The sequence below is a fragment of the Microbacterium sp. NPDC064942 genome (assembly GCF_049545525.1).
GTDB lineage: Bacteria > Actinomycetota > Actinomycetes > Actinomycetales > Microbacteriaceae > Microbacterium > Microbacterium gawkjiense.
Genome location: NZ_JBMWDR010000003.1, coordinates 187,605 through 206,346 on the forward strand (window position 1 = coordinate 187,605; position 18,742 = coordinate 206,346).

The following is an 18,742-nucleotide window of genomic DNA, read 5'->3' on the forward strand; positions in this document are numbered from 1 at the left end:
CTCCTCAGTAGTCCACGGTCCGGCCGCCGCGACGCGACGACAGGATGCCGTCGGCATCGTCCGCGCCCGCGGGGGCGTCGTGCGCGTCGAGGTCTTCGGCCCCGGTCGCGCGGACGGCGCGCTGCGCGGCCCAGGCGCGGATGCGCTGGACCTCTTCGGCCTGGGTCACCGCGAGGGGGATCATCGTCTCGACGACCCGGTTCACGACGTCCGCCGTGATCGCCTGCCGGCCGCCGAAACCCTCGTACAGGGCGGCCACGACGGCCTGCTCGATCTCGGCGCCCGAGTGGTTCTCGCTCGCCGCGACGAGCGACGAGACGGCACCCCGGTCCTCGGCGACCGCGCGCAGGCCGTTCGCGGGCGTCGCGTGGGCGGCGAGCTGCAGCGACCAGATCGCCTCGCGCTCGACGGCCGTGGGCAGGTCGACGAAGAAGATCTCGTCGAACCGTCCCTTTCGCATGAACTCCGGCGGCAGGGCGTCGATGTTGTTGGCCGTCGCGACGACGAAGACCGGATGCCGCTTCTCCTGCATCCAGGTCAGGAAGGTCCCGAACACGCGGGCCGTCGTCCCGGAGTCGCCCTGCCCCGTCGTGTTCGAGAAGCCCTTCTCGATCTCGTCGACCCACAGGATGCAGGGCGCCACCGCCTCGGCGGTCGCGATCGCGGTGCGGAGGTTCTGCTCGCTCGAGCCGACGAGACCCGAGAAGATGCGTCCGATGTCGAGGCGCAGCAGCGGCAGCCCCCACGAGGCCGCCGTCGCCTTCGCCGTCAGCGACTTGCCGCAGCCCGGAACACCCGTGATGAGCACGCCCTTCGGAGCGGGCAGGCCGTACTCGTGGGCGCTCGGCAACCATGATCCGTTGCGGCGCTCGAGCCAGCGCTTGAGGTTGTTCAGGCCGCCGACGTCGTCGAGGTCGATGTTCGCGGTGACGAACTCCAGCACCCCGGACTTGCGCACCACCTGACGCTTCTCGTCGAGGACGACCCCGATGTCGTCTGCGCGGAGGCGTCCGTCGTTGACCATCGCGCGCGCGAAGGCGTTCTCGGCTTCGGCCATCGTGAGTCCGAGCGCCGCCTGGACGAGCGCCTCGCGGGCCGCGTCATCGGCGGCGACGCGGATCTCGCGGGCGTTGTTGTCGATCATCGTGTCGAGCAGGTCGCGGATCTCGTCGGCCGTCGGCAGGGGGAAGTCGAACAGGTGCGTCAGCTCGTCGAGCTCGGGCGGGATCACCCGCACGGGCGCCGTGATGACGAGCGTGCGCGAGACGTCGCCGTGGCGGAACTCGAGGGCGGTCTCGCGCACCGTGCGCACGATCGCCGGATCGCCCTGCCGGTGCTCGCCGCCGAAGTAGGCGTGCAGGTCGCAGAAGATGAACACGCTCGGGTCGGTCACGCCGGCGGCGTGCTGCAGCGCGCGGGCGGGGTTCGTCGTGTTCGAGACGCTCTTGCCGTCGGGGCCGATGAGCCCGAGCGCCGAGGTCCACGTCCACACCGCGCGGCGGTTGCGCTGCGCGTGGGCGGCGTCGGTGATCGCGGCGATCGCGCGGACCTCTTCGCCCGTCTCGAGGTACAGCAGCGGCAATCGCGCCTTGAAGGCGGCGTCCAGCGTGGCGTCGAAGGTCACGTCCGTCCCTTTCGTTCGGTGGTCATGGTGTGTCGGATGCCGGTTCGTCCAGCGTGATCGTCCATCGCCCGGCGCCCTCGTCGGTGTCGACCCGCAGGATCACGCGCCCCTGCGCGGGCCAGGATGCACGGGTGTCGACGTCGTCGACGCCCTTCACGAGGTCGACGATCTCGCCCGGGAAGGCGGCATCCACGGTGAAGAAGCCGTCCCCCTCGAAGGCGAAGCGGGCACTCAGCGCGTCGCCGTCGTACGACAGCAACGCCGGACCGTCGCCCGTCGCGGACCCGCCCTCGATGGGTGTCGGCGTCTCTCGACTCACGCTCGCGGTCCAGTCGGTGAGGCGCGGCGCGAACCAGAGCCGGCCGCCCGTCGCGGCCGACACGACGGCGATCTTCCGGCTCTCGCTCACCAGCCCGATGTAGTCGGGGCGTTCGTCGTCGAGACCCACGGCGGCGTCGACCTGCTGGTAGACGTTCAGGTAGTCGTCCGTGCCGCTCGCGAGCGGGCCCACGACCCAGACGTCGTCGCCCGGCGGCAGCTCCACGAAGCCGCTCGCGGCCGTACCGCTCAGCTCGTCGCCCTCGAGCCGCGCCTCCTGCGCGTCGGGGTCGTCCCACGGCTCGTACTCGTAGCGGTTCGGGTCGGTGAGGACAAGGTCCCCCGTCCGCGGGTTGACCCCGACGAAGGGCACCAGGATGAAGGCGAGCACGACCGCGACGGCCGACCCGGCCAGCCAGGTGATGGTCGAGAAGCGCCGGATCCGGGCATCCGCGGTACTCACGGCGTCGCCCCAGGTGACGGCGTCGCCCCGGGTGACGGCGTCGCCCCGGGTGACGGTGACGGTGACAGCGACGGTGTCGGTGTCGGCGGGAACTCGAGCTTCCAGCCCACGTCGTCCCAGGATTCGACCGAGAAGACGACGAGCGGCGCGTCGGGCCACGCGATCGACTGGTCGAGGGGCGCCTCGCCGTCGAAGGTCCTCTCACTGCCGTGGGGCGTCACGATCTGGATCGCGATGCTCCCCTCGCCGCGCGCGCTCAGCCGGGCCGTCGACGCCTCGCCGGCGTGGGTGAAGACGGCCGACTCGAACCCGGAAGCGACGTCGTTCGTCCACCCGAGCCCGCCCGTGGTCACCCGCGCGCGCCACGTCTCGTCGCTGAAACCGTCGACCCACAGCTCGACGTCGGGCTGCTCGACGAGCACGACGACGCGGCCGTCGGCGAGGGAGGAGAAGCGCGGCGGCTCGCCGTACTCACCCTCGGTCACGATCCGGCCGCCGGGGCCTGTGACCCGCACACCGCCGAGGTAGGTCGAGTCCTCGGGCGTCAGGACGACGGGAGCGTCGACGTCGAGACCGCTGAGACGGATGACCGCACCGTCGGAACCCTCGTACACCCCGCCGCCGCGGTCGTCCGCGACGATCGGGTCCGGGCTCGTCCACGGCTCGCTCGCGTAGTCCTCGTCGACACCGACCGCACCCACGTCGAAGCCGCCCTCGTCCGCGTAGACGAGGGCGACGATGCCCGCCACGACCAGGCCCGCGATCCAGACGAAAGCGGTGAAACCGCCCAGTCGCGCGATCGCCGTCCGGCTCGCGCCCGTCTGCCCGCCCGCGCTCATGTTCCCCTCCGCCCCGACACGTTACCGGGCACGGGAGTCAGGACGAGAAGGCTAGGAGCGCCGTCGGCGACGGTGCTATTGTCCGGTGCCGGACGCGGCCAGGGACCCCCGTGCGATCCTCGATCGCGAGCGAGACGACCTCGTCGGCCCGCTCACCCGCGACGAGCAGCGTGTCGCGCGCGACCACGTGGTGACGCGGCCAGACCGTGCCCGCCTCGGCGAGCGCGATCGGCTGCAGGGCCTCGCCGCCGCCGCGCACCTTGACGGTCGCGATCGTGTCGCTGCCGCGCAGCCCCGCATAGAGGAAGACACCGTCGGCGGACATCGCGAGCTCCGCGCCCCTGTCGCCCGGAAAGGCGCCGAGCTGCGCCCCGCCCACCAGGCGCCATTCGCCGGCGGCATCCGCCGCGAGCGCGAACACCTCGCCCGAGTACTCCGTCACGACGTACGCGTGGCCGCTCGGGTGCGCCCGCAGGTGACGCGGGCCGGTGCCGGTCGGCAGGGCGAGGCGCTGCACCTCGCGGCCGCCGCGCCAGAAGCGCACGAGATCGAGGCCGAGGTCGGTCGTCGCGATCAGCCCGCCGGGCAGCGCGGCCGCCTGGTGCGCGTGCGACGGCCGGCCCGGTGCGGGTCTGGCGGCATCCGTCTCGTCGTCGGCGTGCGGGATGAGGTGGGCGTACTCCGCGCCGGCGGCGGCACGCAGCGCGCGGGCCGCAGCGGTGAGATCGGATGCCGGTCCGCCCTCGGCGGCGGCCGTCCACGCGCGGGCGGACCCGGGCCGCCCGTCGGGAGCGAGCGCGACGCGCACCACCGCACCGTCGCCGTAGCAGGAGACGATCAGCGCGTCCTCGAGCGCGAGCACGTGGCAGGGGCTCTCGCCCACGGCCACCTCGGGTCCGAGCGGAGCGAATGTGCGCTCCCCCGTCTGACGGTAGGCGCGAACGGTGCCGCGGCCTTCGAGCGTCGCGTAGACGACGTCGAGGGACGGGTGCCGCGCGATCCACGACGGCGACTCGGCCGCGACGACGTCGCCGCCGAAGCCGAGGGGGCCGCTCGCCAACGGGGACGCGGCGCTCCCGGCATCCAGCAGTCCGATGCCCGTCGCCGACCCGCCCATGTCGGCGGAGTACCCGCCGAGCAGGAACCGCACGGGTCAGTCGAGCAGGTCGTGGCGCACGATGACCGCGTCGCGCGCGGGCCCGACGCCGATGACCGAGATGCGCGTGCCGCTCATCTTCTCGAGGGCGAGCACGTAGTCCTGCGCAGTCTGCGGCAGGTCCTCGAAGGTGCGCGCGGTCGAGATGTCCTCGCTCCAGCCGGGGAAGTTCTCGAGGATCGGCGTCGCGTGGTGGAAGTCGGTCTGGTTGACCGGCACCTCGTCGAAACGCTGTCCGTCGACGTCGTAGGCGACGCAGACGGGGATCTCCTTCAGGCCCGTGAGGATGTCGAGCTTGGTGAGCACGAGGTCGGTGATGCCGTTGATCCGCGTCGCGTAGCGCGTGATCGGGGCGTCGTACCAGCCGACGCGGCGCGGCCGGCCGGTCGTCGTGCCGAACTCGAACCCGCGGGAGCGCAGGAAGTCGCCGTCCTCGTCGAACAGCTCGGTCGGGAACGGACCCGAGCCGACACGCGTCGTGTACGCCTTCACGATGCCGACGATGCGGTCGAGGCGGTTCGGCCCGACGCCCGATCCGGTCGATGCGCCGCCCGCCGTCGCGGAGGACGACGTGACGAACGGGTAGGTGCCGTGGTCGATGTCGAGCATCGTCGCCTGGCCGCCCTCGAAGACGACGACATCGCCGGCATCGAGCGCGTCGCTCAGCAGCAGACCGGTGTCGCACACCATGGGCCGCACGCGCTCGGCGTACGAGAGCAGGTCGTCGACGACCTCGTCGACGGTGATGGCGCGGCGGTTGAAGACCTTCACCAGCAGGTGGTTCTTCTGGTCGAGGGCGCCCTCGACCTTCTGGCGCAGGATGTTCTCGTCGAACAGGTCCTGCACGCGGATGCCGGTGCGGTTGATCTTGTCGGCGTAGGTGGGGCCGATGCCGCGACCGGTCGTGCCGATCATGCGCTTGCCGAGGAAGCGCTCGGTGACCTTGTCGAGCGTGCGGTGGTATTGCGTGATGATGTGCGCGTTGGCGCTCACCTTCAGGCGCGACACGTCGACGCCGCGGGCCTGCAGGGCGCCGAGCTCGGCGAAGAGCACCTCGAGGTCGATGACGACACCGTTGCCGATGACGGCGTTGACGCCCGGCGACAGGATGCCGCTGGGCAGCAGGTGCAGGGCGTACTTCTCGTCGCCGATCACCACGGTGTGGCCGGCGTTGTTGCCGCCGTTGAACTTGACGACCCAGTCGGTGCGCTCACCCAGGAGGTCGGTGGCTTTGCCCTTGCCCTCGTCTCCCCATTGAACGCCGACGATCACGATGCCTGGCATGGGCTCTCCCCCGTTATCGGACGGTTACACCCCATCCTATCGGGCCGGGTCCGCGGCCCGAACCGCGGCATCCGCCCCGCAACGCGACGTCACACGATTTGTCGTCGTCGGCACGGGTTGGGTTGCATCGAGGGGACTGCGCGCGGAAACCGCGCCATCGTTCCCCCACCCCCACCATCCGAGAGGACGGCCGTTGATCGCGCTCGATCGGGTCTCGAAGCACTACGGCGGTGTCCCCGCCGTAGATGACGTCTCGCTGACCATCCCCACCGGCGAGGTGTTCGGCATCGTCGGTCAGAGCGGCGCCGGCAAGAGCACCCTCGCCCGCATCGTCAACCTCCTCGAACGGCCCGACCACGGCACCGTGACCGTGGACGACGTCGAGCTCACGGCACTGGGCGAGACGGAGCTGCGTGCGGCCCGCCGCCGGATCGGCATGGTCTTCCAGCGGTTCAACCTGCTCAGCAGCCGCACCGTGCGCGGCAACGTCGAGCTCGCCCTCGAGCTCGACGGCGGCTCCCGCGCCGTCCGTCGCGACCGCGCGCAGGAGATGCTCGACCTCGTCGGCCTCGGCCACCGCGGCGACGCGTCGATCCACGAGCTGTCGGGCGGTCAGCAGCAGCGCGTCGGCATCGCCCGCGCCCTCGCCTCGCGGCCGAGCGTGCTGCTCTCGGACGAGGCGACCAGCGCCCTCGACCCCGAGACGACGGACTCGATCCTCGAGCTGTACCGCCGCATCAACGAGGAGCTCGGACTCACGGTCCTCCTCATCACACACGAGATGGACGTCGTGAAGTCCACCTGCCACTCGGCCGCACTCCTCGAGCAGGGCCGCGTCGTCGAGCAAGGGCGTCTCGTCGACGTCATCCGCACGCCCGGCTCCCGCCTCACCTCGCAGCTGTTCCCGCTCGGCCCTGTGCCCGTCGGCGTACCCGCCGACGCGACCGTCATCGACATCACCTTCGCGGGCGGCACCGCCGACCGGCCCGTCATCGCACGGCTCGCACGCGACCACGACGCCGACGTATCGATCCTCGGCGCCGTCGTCGAGCGCATCGCCGGAACCCAGGCCGGCCGCACCCGCCTCGAGGTGCCCGGCCACGTCGCCGCGGCCGTCATCGCGGACCTCCGCGCGCAGGGCCTGCTCATCGAGGTCCTCCAGGGGGTGGCCGCATGAACCAGCAGCTGATCGACGTCCTGCTGAAGGCCACCGGCGAGACGCTCTACATGGTCGGCGTGGCCCTGCTCGTCACGATCGTCGTCGGGCTGCCGCTCGGCGTCGTGCTCGTCGGCACCGAGGCCGGCCGGTTCCTCGAGCGTCCGTTCGGGTCGCGCGCCGCGGGTGTCGCCATCAACCGGGCGCTCGACTTCATCGTCAACTTCGGCCGGTCGGTGCCGTTCATCATCCTGATGGTCGCCCTCATCCCCGTCACGCGCGCCCTCGTGGGCACCTTCATCGGATCGACCGCGGCCATCGTCCCGCTGTCGGCCGTCGCGATCCCGTTCTTCGCCCGGATGGTGGAGATCGCGGTCAAGGAGGTCGATCCCGGTCTGCTCGAGGTCGCCTCGTCCCTGGGCGCGAGCCGGTGGCAGCTGGTGACCAAGGTGCTGCTGCCCGAGGCCGTTCCCGCCGCGCTCCTCGGCCTGTCGACCACGGTCACCTCGATCATCAACTTCTCGGCGATGGTCGGCACGGTCGCCGGCGGCGGACTCGGCGACGTCGCGATCCGCTACGGCTATCAGCAGTACAGCTGGATCCACATCGTCGCGGTCATCGTCATCATCTTCGCGATCGTGATGGTGCTGCAGAGCCTCGCCGCCTGGGGCGCCCGGCGCCTCGGCCGACGCAGCACCCGCCGCAGCGCGCGCGTCGCCGCGGCATCCACCGTCTAATCCGCCCCTCCCTCCTCCGGCCGTCCCGACGCCGGTCCCCCGCACCACCGACGAAAGGCATCACGATGTCCCGCACCCTCCGTTCCGCCCTCCTGGCCACCGCCGCCGCCACCGCGCTCCTGCTCAGCGGCTGCGCCTCGACGCCCTCCGCCGGTGGTGAGGGCGACGGCGACGGCCTCGGCACGCTCAAGGTCGGCGCGCTGCAGACGCCGGCCGGCGACATCCTCAACCACATCGCCGAGACGAGTGCGAAGGAGGCGGGACTCACCATCGAGTTCGTGCCCTTCACCGACTACAACACGCCCAACACCGCGCTGGCCGACGGGTCGATCGACGCGAACCTGTTCCAGAACGCGACCTTCCTCGAGACCTTCAACGAGCAGGCCGGCGGCGAACTGGTCAGCCTCGGCGAGGCATACCTGCCGAGCGCAGCGTTCTACTCCGACAAGGTGTCGAGCCTCGACGACCTCGCCGACGGCGCGAGCATCGCGATCCCCAACGACCCGACCAACGAGGGACGGGCGCTGAAGCTGCTGGCATCCGAGGGCCTCATCGAGGTCACCGACGACGTCGTCGACCTGAGCGGTGTCACCGCCAACCCCAAGGACTTCGAGTTCCGCGAGATCGAGAACGCGACGCTGCCGCAGGCGCTGCCCGATGTGGATGCCGCCTTCGTCACCATCTCGTTCGCCCTGCCCGCCGGCCTCACGAGCGACAAGGCGATCCTGCTCGAGGGCGAGGACAGCCCGTACTACAACGTCCTCGCGACGCGCCCCGAACTGAAGGACGACGCCCGCGTGCAGAAGCTCTACGAGCTGCTGACCTCGCAGGAGACCGCCGACTTCGAGAACGAGACCTGGGGCGGCCTCGTCGTCCCCGTCGTCAAGGGCTGACCTCTCCCCTTGCGCGCGGCCCGCACCGCGGGGCCGCGCGCTAGGGTTCGGTCATGCGTACCCGAACGTGGCCGACGGTGTGGTCGGTCGTCAGGCTGCTCGCCGCCGCGGTCCTCATGACCGCCGTCGTCGGACAGTTCGTCACCACGGTCCGCTTGGCGATCGCAAACGACCGCGACGTGACGACCACGATCGCGAACTTCTTCAGCTTCTTCACGATCCTGTCGAACCTCGTCGGGGCCATCGCCCTGCTGGCGGCGGTCATCTGGTTCTTCATGCGACCGCCGCACGAAGACCGCGAACCCCGGGGGATCGCCGTCGCCCTGGCCGCAGCCACGACCTACCTCACGATCACCGGCGTGGTCTACAACCTGCTGCTGCGTGGGCTGCCCACGGCCGACGACCACGTCGCCTGGGCCAACGAGATCCTCCACGTCGTCGCGCCGCTGTTCCTCGTGATCGACCTGCTCGTCGCGCCCACCCACCGCGCTTTGCGGTGGCGGTCGGTCCTCGTCATCCTCGCCGTCCCGATCCTCTGGATCGTCTACACCCTGATCCGCGGACCGTTCGTGACCGACCCGGTGCGCGGCGTCGCGTTCTGGTACCCGTACCCGTTCCTGAACCCGAACGGGGTCGCCGGGTGGGGCGGTGTCTGGGCGTACGTCGCCGGGATCGCCGTCACCTTCGTCGTCGTCGGCACGATCGTCGTCGCCGTCGGGCGCCTGCGCACCCGCGGGGCGCGTTCCGCCCTCACGGTCTGAACCCCGGATCATTCCGAGGGCGGTCGCGCGCGTCAGCTGCGCCAGCCGGCGAGCTTGCGGCGCAGCGGAGTCACCTGCCGCAGCTTGAACAGGACGTACTCGAGCGCTGCGGATTCCGTGTCGAAGGTCTGCAGCGTGCGTCCCATGACACCGCCGCGCTCGTCCGACACCCACGCCTGCCACTGCGCATCCGTGCGCGTGAGCAGCACCGCGTTCATATGGACTTCGCCCACGCCGTACAGGACGGGCGCATCGAGGGACTCTTCGCGGACGATCGCCATCAGTTCCTCGACGCTCATCCGTGGACCTCCGGGATCATTCCGCGGCGCGCGAGGACTCGCGCACGATCAGGTGGGTCGGGAGCGGGGTGTCCTCGGTGAGTCCGTCGGGCTCCTCGACGGCGAGGAGCACCTTCTGCATCATGAGCTCGCCGAGGGCACGGAAGTCCTGCCGCACGGTCGTGAGCGGCGGCGACAGGTAGGCGGCCTCGGGCACGTCGTCGAACCCCACGACGGCGACGTCCTCGGGGACGCGCAGCCCGCGGGCGCGCAGCGCCGAGAGCAGACCGATCGCCATGTGGTCGTTGCCCGCGAAGACCGCGTCACCCGGGGAGAGGTCGAGCGACCGTCCGATCTCGGCCCCGCTCGCCGCGGTCCAGTCGCCGTGGCGCGGCTCCACCACCGCCAGCTGGCGGGCCGCGAGCTCGTCGCGCCAGCCGCGGATGCGCTCGACGGCATCCGGATTCCGCACCGGACCCGCGATGTGGAGGATGCGGCGGTGCCCCAGCTCGGCGAGGTGACGCACGGCCGACCGCGCGCCGCGGTACTGATCGATCGACACGAGCTGCGGATGCCGGCGCTGCGTCGCGGCGGCGGCGACCATCGGCACACCGAGGTCGAGCCCGCGCACGACCTCGAGGACGCCGAGGTCGGTCACGACGAGGACGATCGCGTCGACGCGCTGCCGCAGCAGCCCTTCGACGACCGAGCGGATGCTGGCGGCATCCGTGTCGGGCGCGGTCACCGAGTCGACGGAGTACCGCTCCACGCGCGCCGCGACGTTGAAGTGCATCGCGATCGAGGTGGGCCCGAAGTCCGCCGTCCCCGGCGTGATCAGACCGATCGTGCGGGTGCGCTTCGTGACGAGGGCACGGGCCGCCGGCGACGGGCTGTAGCGCAGCTGCGCCATCGCCTGCTCGACCCGCGCGCGGGTGGCGGGCCGGACGTTCGGCAGGTCGTTGAGCACCCGCGAGACGGTCTGGTGCGAGACGCCGGCGAGGCGCGCGACGTCGAAGATGTTCGCGGACTTCGCACCGCGCTCGTCGCTCACGACTCGTCCTCGGGTCGGGCCACGAGCGCCAGCAGCGAGTCGACGGTGAGCGAGTCCGCCGGAATGGTGTCGACGAGTCGACCGCCCCGCATGATCGCGATGCGGTTCGAGACCCGCAGCACCTCTTCGAGCTCGGCCGAGATGAACAGCACCGACAGGCCGTTGTCGGCGAGGTCGGCGACGAGCCGCTGGATCTCGACCTTCGCGCCGACGTCGATGCCGCGGGTCGGCTCGTCGAGCACGAGCACCCGGGGCGAGAGTGCGAGCAGCCGCGCGAGCAGCACCTTCTGCTGGTTGCCGCCCGACAGGGTCCCCGCCGGCCGGTCCGGATCGGCGGGACGGATGTCGAGCGCCTCGATCCAGCTCACTGCGAGCTCGCGCCGGCGGGCGCGGGTGAGCCGGTGCAGGATGCCGCGATCGGCCTGCAGCGCGAGGGTGATGTTGTCCTGCACGCTGAGCTCGCCGATGATCCCCTCGGTGCGCCGGTTCTCGGACGAGTAGACGATCCCCTGCCCGATCGCCCGTCGCGGCGTCGCGAGCACGGCGGGCGCACCGCGGACCTCGATCTCACCGGCATCCGGTCGATCCACCCCGGTCAGCGCGCGCGCCAGTTCGGACCGTCCCGAACCGAGCAGCCCCGCGAGACCCACGACCTCGCCCTCGCCGATCGCCAGGGTGGCCGAGGTCAGCCCCGTCCCCGAGACGAGGCCGCGTCCGGCGAGGGCGACGGGAGAGGATGCCGCGGCATCCTCCCGCTGGTGGACGTCGAGCTCGTCGGCCCCGCGTCCGAGCATCTTCTCGACGAGGTCGATGCGCAGCAGCTCGGTCGGCACGTACTCGCCGATGCGGCGGCCGCCGCGCAGCACCGTGATGCGGTCGCAGATCTCGTAGACCTGGTCGAGGAAGTGCGAGACGAACAGCACCGCGACACCGCGGGAGGTCAGTTCGCGGATGACGCGGAAGAGCTCGGCGACTTCGTCGAGGTCGAGGCTCGAGGTCGGCTCGTCGAGCACCACGACACGGGCGTCGACCGAGATGGCCCGCGCGATCGCGACGAGCTGCTGGATCGCCAGGGAATGCCGCGACAGTCGCGTGCGGGGGTCGATGTCGAGCCCCAGCCCCTCGAGGATCTCGCCCGCGCGGCGGTGCGTCTCGCGCCAGTCGATCGCCCCGAACCGCCTGCTCTCGCGTCCCAGCAGCACGTTCTCGCCGACCGAGAGGTTCGGCAGCAGATCGATCTCCTGGTAGACGGCGCTGACGCCCGCGGCGAGCGCATCGGCGGGCGAGGCGAAGTGCACCGGCTCACCGCCGACGCGGATCGTCCCGGCATCCGGTCGCAGCGCACCCGTAATCGCCTTGATGAGCGTCGACTTGCCGGCGCCGTTCTCGCCCATCAGCGAGTGGACCTCGCCGGGCAGCAGACGGAAGTCGACGGCGTCGAGCACCGTCTCGGAGCCGAAGCGAACGGTCGCGCCGGTCACCTCGACGACCGGCGCGACCGCTGCTTCGCGCGCATCCATACGGACCATCATGCCCGCGGTGAGCTCCCCCCGAGTGTCACCGCGACGTTCGCGCGGTCCGCGCCACGAGCAGGCGCTGCACGACGACGAAGACGAGCAGCAGTGCTCCGATCGTGATGCGGGTCCACGACTGGTCGACTCCGAGGAAGGAGATGACCGTCTTGATGGTGCCGTAGACGAACACGCCGATCATCGATCCGAGCACGAACCCGCTGCCGCCCGTGAGCAGCGTGCCGCCGATCACCACCGCGGCGATGGTGTCGAGCTCGGTACCGATGCCGTTCAACGGGTAGGAGGCCCCGGTGTACGCCGTGAAGACGACGCCCGCGAGTCCCGCGCACACCCCGCTGATGACGTACGCGAGCAGCTTCGTGCGCACGACCGGCAGACCCATGAGGCGCGCGGACTGCTCGTTGCCGCCGATCGCGTAGATCGTGCGTCCGAAGCGGGTGAACTGCAGGATCAGGATGCCGGCGAGCACAACCAGGAGCGCCAGGATGCCGGTCGGGGTCAGGTAGAAGCTGCCCGGCCCGCCCTGCATGCGGGTCGACTGCAGCCACAGGATGGCGGGCTCCTCGACGCGGATCGACGACAGGCTCACCATGAACGCGAGGCCGCGCGCCGCGAACATGGCCGCGAGCGAGGCGATGAACGGCTGCACCCCGAAGTACTGCACGAGCCCACCGACGAACAGACCCATGAGGGCGCCGAGGACCAGCATGACCGGGATGACGAGGGCCACCGGCATCCCCTGGCTCAGCATGCTGGCACCCAGCATCCCGGTGAAGGCCATCACGGCGCCGACCGACAGGTCGATGCCGCCGGTGAGGATGACGAAGGTCATGCCGACGGCGAGGATCAGCAGGTACGCGTTGTCGAGCAGGAGCGCCGACAGCACGCGCGGGGTGACGAAGTTGCCGAAGTAGGCCTGCGCCCCGATGAGCATCGCGACGAGGATGACGACGGCGGCGAAGACGGGCACCCACGAGGCGTGCCGGCTGCGGAGGCGCTGGACCGTGTCGGCGAAGCCGCCGGTGCGTCCGAGGTCTGCGGTGATCGCGCTCACGAGGCCACCTCCACGGTGCGACGGGTGCCGCCCCGGACGGCATCGGCTCCCTTGGCGAAGAGGGACCGTGTGCGCGGGGACTGCACGAGGACGACGATGACGACCACGATGGCGAGGAACAGCGGGCTGACCGCCGGCGGCACCCCGAGGAAGGTGATCGTCGACTTGAGGGTCTGGATCGTGAAGACGCCGACGACGGTGCCGGCGATCGTGAACTTGCCGCCCATGAGGCTCGTGCCGCCGAGGACCACCGCGAGGATCGCGTCGAGCTCGATGTAGAGGCCCGCGGCGTTGGCGTCGGCCGCCATGATGTTGGACGAGTAGAGGATGCCGGCGAAGCCCGCCAGCAGCCCGCTCGCCGCGTACGCGCCCCAGACGATGCCGCGCGAGCGGACACCGGCGAGGCGGCTGGCCTCGGGGTTGATGCCGACGGCCTCGGTGAGGACGCCGAGCGCGGTGCGCCGCTGCAGGACGGCGACGATCACGATCGCGACCACCGAGACGTAGAACGCGAACGGCAGACCGACGAGGTACCCCTGCGCCATGAAGCGGTACGGCGCGCTCGTGATCGTCGTGATGAAGCCGCCCGTGATGAGGAGGGCGACACCGCGGCCGGCGAGCATGAGCACGAGGGTCGCGATGATCGGCTGCACCCCGACGACGGCGACGAGGAAGCCGTTCCAGACACCCAGCACGAGGGCGACCCCGACGGCGAGCGCGATCGCGATGAGCACCGTCGAGAGGTCCTCGGGCGCCGGCGACGACGAGATGAAGGTGAGGGCCACCGCGCCCGAGACCGCCATGATCGCGCCGACCGAGAGGTCGATGCCGCGCGTCGCGATGACGAGCGTCATGCCGAGCGCGACGAGCATGAGCGGTGCGCTGTTGCGCAGGATGTCGATGAGCGGCCCGTAGAGCTGACCGTTCTGCACCGTGATCGAGATGAACGAGGGCCGCGCGATCGTGTTGATGATCACGAGCACGAGCAGTGCGGCGATCGGCCAGACGAGGCGATGCGCCAGGAAGCGCTTGAGTGTCGGGTTCATGCCGCTGTCTCCGGGTTGAGGCGGGACGTCGTCGTCTCGCCGGACTCTTGCGCGATGAGGGCGACCAGGTCGTCGACGGTCACGTCGGTGGCGTCCAGTTCGCCGATCTTAGAACGGTCGCGCAGCACCACGATGCGCTGCGCGATGCGGACGACCTCCTCGAGCTCCGAGGAGATGAAGACGACCGAGAGGCCCTCCGCCGAGAGCTCGGCCACCTTGCGCTGGATGTCGGCCTTCGCGCCGACGTCGATGCCGCGGGTCGGCTCGTCGAGGATGATGAGCTGCGGCGCGGTGGCGAGCCAGCGCGCGAGCAGCACCTTCTGCTGGTTGCCGCCCGAGAGGTTGCGCACGAGTGCGTTCGGGTCGGCGGGGCGGACCCCGAGCGCCGAGATGTACTCCGACACGATGGCGTCGCGCTCGGCGCGGCCGATCGGGCGCATCGCTCCGCGCTTGGCCTGGATGCCGAGGACGATGTTCTCGGCGACGGTCAGGTCGGCGATGATGCCCTCGGCGCGACGGTCCTCGCTCGAGAACGCGATGCGCTTGTCGATCGCGTTCCGCGGGTTGGTGATGCGTGCGGCATCCCCCCGCACTTCGTGGGTGCCCGCGTCGGCGCGGTCGGCGCCGTAGACGAGGCGGACGAGTTCGCTGCGTCCCGACCCGAGCAGACCCGCGATGCCGACGACCTCGCCCTCGTAGACCTCCATGTCGACGGGTTCGATGACGTTCTTGCGGCCGAGGCCCGCGACACGCAGGACGGGCGTCGCGGTGCGGTCGATCTCGCGCTCGGCCGAGCGCGAGAGGGCCTCGAGCTCGTCGAGCTGCCGGCCGATCATCTTGGCGATGAGTTCGCCGCGGGGAAGCTCGGCGGGCAGGTACTCGCCCACCAGCTGGCCGTTGCGCAGCACCGTGAGCCGGTCGGAGATCTCGTAGACCTGGTCGAGGAAGTGCGTGACGAAGAGGATGGCGACGCCGCGGTCGCGGAGACCGCGGACGACGGCGAACAACTGCTCGACCTCGCTGCGGTCGAGGCTCGAGGTGGGCTCGTCGAGGACGAGAACCCGGGCATCGGCGACCGTCGCCCGGCTGATCGCGACGAGCTGCTGCACCGCGATGGAGTGCGATGCGAGCGCCGAGCGCGGGTCGATGTCGAGGCCGAGGGCGGCGAGGTACCGCGTCGCCTCGCGGTGGGTGGCCCGCCAGTCGATGAAGCCCGCCCTGCGCACCTCGCGACCGAGCATGACGTTCTCGCCGACCGAAAGGTTGGTGCAGAGGTTGACCTCCTGGTACACCGTGGAGATCCCGGATGCCTCGGCGTCGGCCGTCGAGCGGAAGACCCGCTGCTCGCCGGCCACCTCGATCGTCCCGCCGTCGATGGCGTACACGCCGGTGAGCGCCTTGATGAGCGTCGACTTGCCGGCGCCGTTCTCACCCATGAGGGTGTGGACCTCGCCGGCGCGCAGCGTCAGGTCGACCCGGTCCAGGGCGAGCACGCCCGGGAACCGGATGGTGACGTCCCGCATCCGCACGACCTCGTCATGCGCGGGGATGGTGGCCGGGGACTCCGGCGTGGCTGCGACATCGACCATGACGCGCACCTTTCCGTGGTGACCGCCGGGGACCGGAATCCGGTCCCCGGCGGGGGTTCGGTGATCCGTACGGACCGTGGGGTTCCGTCGATCAGTAGGGGCGGGAGTCGAGGACCTCGGCGGCCTGCTCCTGCGTGAACGACTGGTCCTCGACGATCGTGCGCTTCTCGACCTCGTCGCCGGCGACGACGGCCTTGACGAGTTCGGCGGCCTTGTCACCGAGGAGCGGGTTGCACTCGACGATGAAGTTGAACTCGCCGTTCGCGAGGGCGGTCATGCCGTCCTTCACCGCGTCGATGGTGACGATCTGGATGTCCTTGCCGGGGGTCAGACCGGCGGCCTTGATGGCGTCGAGGGCACCCAGGCCCATGTCGTCGTTGTGCGCGAAGAGGACGTTGATCTCTTTGCCGTACTTCTGGAGGTAGCCCTCCATGACCTTCTTGCCGCCGTCACGGGTGAAGTCGCCGGTCTGCGAGTCGAGCACGTTGATGTCGGTGCCTTCGATCGCCTCGTTGAAGCCCGTCGCCCGGTCGAGCGCGGCCGACGAACCGGTCGTGCCCTCCAGGACGACGAGGTTCGCGCCCTTGCCGTCGAAGTTCTCCTTGACCCACTCGCCGGCGGTGCGACCCTCCTGCTCGAAGTCGAGGCCGACCCACGAGGCGTAGAGGTCCTCGCTGGCCGAGACGGTGCGGTCTTCGAGGATGACGGGGATCCCGGCATCCTTGGCTTCCTTCAGGACGTCGTCCCAGCCGTCGACCGTGATGGGGGCGATGACGATGGCGTCGACACCCTGGTTGATGAAGTTGCGGACGGCGGAGATCTGCGCCTCCTGCTTGTTGTCGGCCGCGTTGAAGATCAGCTCGAAGCCGTTCTCTGCCGAGAAGGCCTTCTTCATCGACTCGGTGTTGGCGGCACGCCACCCCGACTCCGACCCGGTCTGCGCGAAGCCGACCTTGATGACGTCGTCACCGCCGCCGCCCCCGTTGCCACCGGCTCCGGGAGCCGCGCCGCCGGCGCAGCCTGTTGCGACCAGCGCGAATGCCCCCAGCATGGCTGCAGCCGCGAAAACGCTCTTCTTCATCCCAAAACCTCCTTGTTCGGGTCCGGCTCACCGCCGGTGTTCCGGGCCGCCCTGGCCTTCGGATGCTCGAATGTTAGCCTTCACATTTCTCGCGGCACTAGATTGTGAGCGATAACATTCCGGTAACGGGGGGCGATCGGGGCTGCACCTGCCCGGGCGCCAGGCGGCCCGGCCCGGTCGATGTGAGCATTCACATCCCGGCGCACCGGCCCGCCGAGCCGAGGTTCTCGCCGACACACCGGCCCCCGGCATCCGTTCCCCCGCGTGTCGCCCCGGATCTCCGCCGCCACCGCCCGCGCGTAACCGCGCCGGGGGCCGGACCGCCCGCTCGATAGGATGGAGGCCATGTCGAAGGTCCTCCAGTCCCTGCCCGTCGGCGAGCGCGTCGGCATCGCCTTCTCGGGGGGTCTCGACACCTCGGTCGCGGTCGCCTGGATGCGCGACAAGGGCGCCGTCCCCTTCACCTACACGGGTGACCTCGGCCAGTACGACGAGGACGACATCGCCTCGATCCCCGGCCGTGCCCTGCAGTACGGCGCCGAGGGTTCCCGCCTCATCGACTGCAAGCCGATGATGGTCGAAGAGGGCCTCGTCGCCCTCTCGTGCGGCGCGTTCCACATCCGCTCCGGCGGGCGCACCTACTTCAACACGACGCCGATCGGCCGCGCCGTGACGGGCACGATGCTCGTCCGCGCCATGAAGGAGGACGGCGTCGACATCTGGGGCGACGGCTCCACCTACAAAGGCAACGACATCGAGCGGTTCTACCGCTACGGATTGCTGGCGAATCCGGCCCTGCGCATCTACAAGCCGTGGCTGGATGCCGACTTCGTCACCGAGCTCGGCGGCCGCACCGAGATGAGCGAGTGGCTCGTCGCGCACGGCTTCCCCTACCGCGACTCCGTCGAGAAGGCGTACTCCACCGACGCGAACATCTGGGGCGCGACCCACGAGGCGAAGACGCTCGAGCACCTCGACGTGTCGCTCGAGATCGTCGAGCCGATCATGGGCGTCCGCTTCTGGGACCCCGAGGTCGAGATCGCGACCGAGGACGTGTCGATCACGTTCGAGGCGGGTCGCCCCGTCGCGATCAACGGTGTCGAGTACGCGGATGCCGTGGCCCTGGTCATGGAGGCGAACGCGATCGGCGGGCGCCACGGCCTCGGGATGAGCGACCAGATCGAGAACCGCATCATCGAGGCCAAGTCCCGCGGCATCTACGAGGCCCCGGGCATGGCGCTGCTGTTCATCGCGTACGAGCGCCTGGTCAACGGCATCCTCAACGAGGACACCCTCGCCACCTACCACGAGCAGGGCCGGCGTCTCGGCCGGCTCATGTACGAGGGCCGCTGGCTCGAGCCGCAGTCGTTCATGCTGCGCGAGTCGATTCAGCGCTGGGTGGGGTCCGCGATCAGCGGCACGGTCACCCTGCGCCTGCGTCGCGGCGAGGACTACACGATTCTGAACACCGAGAGCCGCAACCTGTCGTATTCGCCCGAGAAGCTCTCGATGGAGCGCGTCGGCGACGCCGCCTTCGGCCCGACCGACCGCATCGGCCAGCTGACGATGCGCAACCTCGACATCGCCGACTCGCGTGCCCGCCTCGAGCACTTCGTGGCGCTCGGCCTCATCGGCGGCGCGACCGGCGAGCTCGTGGGCGACCTCGAGCGCGGCGGCGCGGCGGCGATCACGGGTCACGCGCAGCCCTTCGACGAGCAGCGCGAGGGTCTCGCCGAGGCCTTCGACGAGGCCGGCGAGTCCGCCTCGTTCGACTTCGGCGCCGACTGAGCCTCAGTCCCGCGGCGGGCGGTACGCGACCCGGGCACGGGTCTCGCCCGGGCGGCGGACGAGCCACGTCCAGGTAGTAGCTGAAGAGCGTG

17 protein-coding genes are annotated in these 18,742 nt (G+C 70.6%); 5 read left to right on the plus strand and 12 right to left on the minus strand.

Annotated features, from left to right (window positions below):
• Positions 1–4 precede the first annotated feature (4 nt).
• From ACPEH2_RS07260 to ACPEH2_RS07280, 5 genes are read right to left on the minus strand one after another with little or no spacing between them, the layout of a single operon-like run.
• Positions 5–1,624 carry an AAA family ATPase gene (locus tag ACPEH2_RS07260; RefSeq protein ID WP_311286606.1) on the minus strand — a complete coding sequence of 540 codons (1,620 nt, stop codon included), beginning with the start codon at positions 1,622–1,624 and terminating at the stop codon, positions 5–7.
• Positions 1,625–1,646: 22 nt separating this feature from the next.
• Positions 1,647–2,405, minus strand: a complete 759-nt coding sequence (locus tag ACPEH2_RS07265; protein ID WP_423718521.1) for a hypothetical protein — start codon at positions 2,403–2,405, stop codon at positions 1,647–1,649.
• Positions 2,402–3,244: a hypothetical protein gene (locus ACPEH2_RS07270; protein WP_359919097.1), complete on the minus strand. Its 843-nt coding sequence runs from the start codon at positions 3,242–3,244 to the stop codon at positions 2,402–2,404. Before ACPEH2_RS07270 ends, ACPEH2_RS07265 begins: the two co-directional genes overlap by 4 nt.
• Before the next feature lie 37 nt (positions 3,245–3,281).
• Positions 3,282–4,394, minus strand: coding sequence for a lactonase family protein (locus ACPEH2_RS07275; protein ID WP_423718522.1), 1,113 nt, complete (start codon positions 4,392–4,394; stop codon positions 3,282–3,284).
• Between the two features lie 3 nt (positions 4,395–4,397).
• Positions 4,398–5,684: an adenylosuccinate synthase gene (locus ACPEH2_RS07280; protein ID WP_064002858.1), complete on the minus strand. Its 1,287-nt coding sequence runs from the start codon at positions 5,682–5,684 to the stop codon at positions 4,398–4,400.
• Positions 5,685–5,877: 193 nt separating this feature from the next.
• Between ACPEH2_RS07280 and ACPEH2_RS07285 the strand changes: the two genes are divergently transcribed.
• The 4 genes from ACPEH2_RS07285 to ACPEH2_RS07300 all read left to right on the plus strand — a co-directional run bounded on the left by ACPEH2_RS07285 (position 5,878) and on the right by ACPEH2_RS07300 (position 9,231).
• Positions 5,878–6,861, plus strand: a complete 984-nt coding sequence (locus ACPEH2_RS07285) for a methionine ABC transporter ATP-binding protein (protein ID WP_359919101.1) — start codon at positions 5,878–5,880, stop codon at positions 6,859–6,861.
• Positions 6,858–7,577 (plus strand): methionine ABC transporter permease, encoded by a 720-nt coding sequence (locus ACPEH2_RS07290; protein ID WP_359919103.1) that lies wholly within the window; start codon positions 6,858–6,860, stop codon positions 7,575–7,577. The genes ACPEH2_RS07285 and ACPEH2_RS07290 overlap by 4 nt, the downstream gene beginning before the upstream one ends.
• A 65-nt stretch (positions 7,578–7,642) precedes the next feature.
• On the plus strand, positions 7,643–8,470 hold the full coding sequence (locus ACPEH2_RS07295; protein ID WP_217528982.1) for a MetQ/NlpA family ABC transporter substrate-binding protein: 828 nt from the start codon (positions 7,643–7,645) through the stop codon (positions 8,468–8,470).
• Between the two features lie 53 nt (positions 8,471–8,523).
• A complete protein-coding gene (locus tag ACPEH2_RS07300) occupies positions 8,524–9,231 on the plus strand; it encodes a Pr6Pr family membrane protein (protein ID WP_253035095.1) in 708 nt (235 codons plus the stop codon).
• Between the two features lie 32 nt (positions 9,232–9,263).
• Here ACPEH2_RS07300 and ACPEH2_RS07305 read toward each other — a convergent pair whose 3' ends face one another.
• The 7 genes from ACPEH2_RS07305 to ACPEH2_RS07335 all read right to left on the minus strand — a co-directional run bounded on the left by ACPEH2_RS07305 (position 9,264) and on the right by ACPEH2_RS07335 (position 16,862).
• The gene (locus ACPEH2_RS07305; protein WP_253035096.1) at positions 9,264–9,530 is read right to left on the minus strand and encodes a hypothetical protein; all 267 of its coding nucleotides are present in this window, start codon (positions 9,528–9,530) and stop codon (positions 9,264–9,266) included.
• Positions 9,531–9,546: 16 nt separating this feature from the next.
• Positions 9,547–10,560 carry a LacI family DNA-binding transcriptional regulator gene (locus ACPEH2_RS07310; RefSeq protein WP_217528977.1) on the minus strand — a complete coding sequence of 338 codons (1,014 nt, stop codon included), beginning with the start codon at positions 10,558–10,560 and terminating at the stop codon, positions 9,547–9,549.
• Positions 10,557–12,080 (minus strand): sugar ABC transporter ATP-binding protein, encoded by a 1,524-nt coding sequence (locus ACPEH2_RS07315; protein WP_359919106.1) that lies wholly within the window; start codon positions 12,078–12,080, stop codon positions 10,557–10,559. The genes ACPEH2_RS07310 and ACPEH2_RS07315 overlap by 4 nt, the downstream gene beginning before the upstream one ends.
• Before the next feature lie 37 nt (positions 12,081–12,117).
• A complete protein-coding gene (locus tag ACPEH2_RS07320) occupies positions 12,118–13,146 on the minus strand; it encodes an ABC transporter permease subunit (RefSeq protein WP_359919107.1) in 1,029 nt (342 codons plus the stop codon).
• A complete protein-coding gene (locus tag ACPEH2_RS07325; protein ID WP_311860854.1) occupies positions 13,143–14,192 on the minus strand; it encodes an ABC transporter permease in 1,050 nt (349 codons plus the stop codon). The genes ACPEH2_RS07320 and ACPEH2_RS07325 overlap by 4 nt, the downstream gene beginning before the upstream one ends.
• A complete protein-coding gene (locus ACPEH2_RS07330; protein ID WP_359919109.1) occupies positions 14,189–15,781 on the minus strand; it encodes a sugar ABC transporter ATP-binding protein in 1,593 nt (530 codons plus the stop codon). The genes ACPEH2_RS07325 and ACPEH2_RS07330 overlap by 4 nt, the downstream gene beginning before the upstream one ends.
• Positions 15,782–15,872: 91 nt before the next feature.
• Positions 15,873–16,862, minus strand: coding sequence for an ABC transporter substrate-binding protein (locus ACPEH2_RS07335; RefSeq protein WP_359919111.1), 990 nt, complete (start codon positions 16,860–16,862; stop codon positions 15,873–15,875).
• Positions 16,863–17,207: 345 nt separating this feature from the next.
• Between ACPEH2_RS07335 and argG the strand changes: the two genes are divergently transcribed.
• Positions 17,208–18,650 carry an argininosuccinate synthase gene (gene argG / locus ACPEH2_RS07340; RefSeq protein WP_359919113.1) on the plus strand — a complete coding sequence of 481 codons (1,443 nt, stop codon included), beginning with the start codon at positions 17,208–17,210 and terminating at the stop codon, positions 18,648–18,650.
• Positions 18,651–18,742 lie beyond the last annotated feature (92 nt).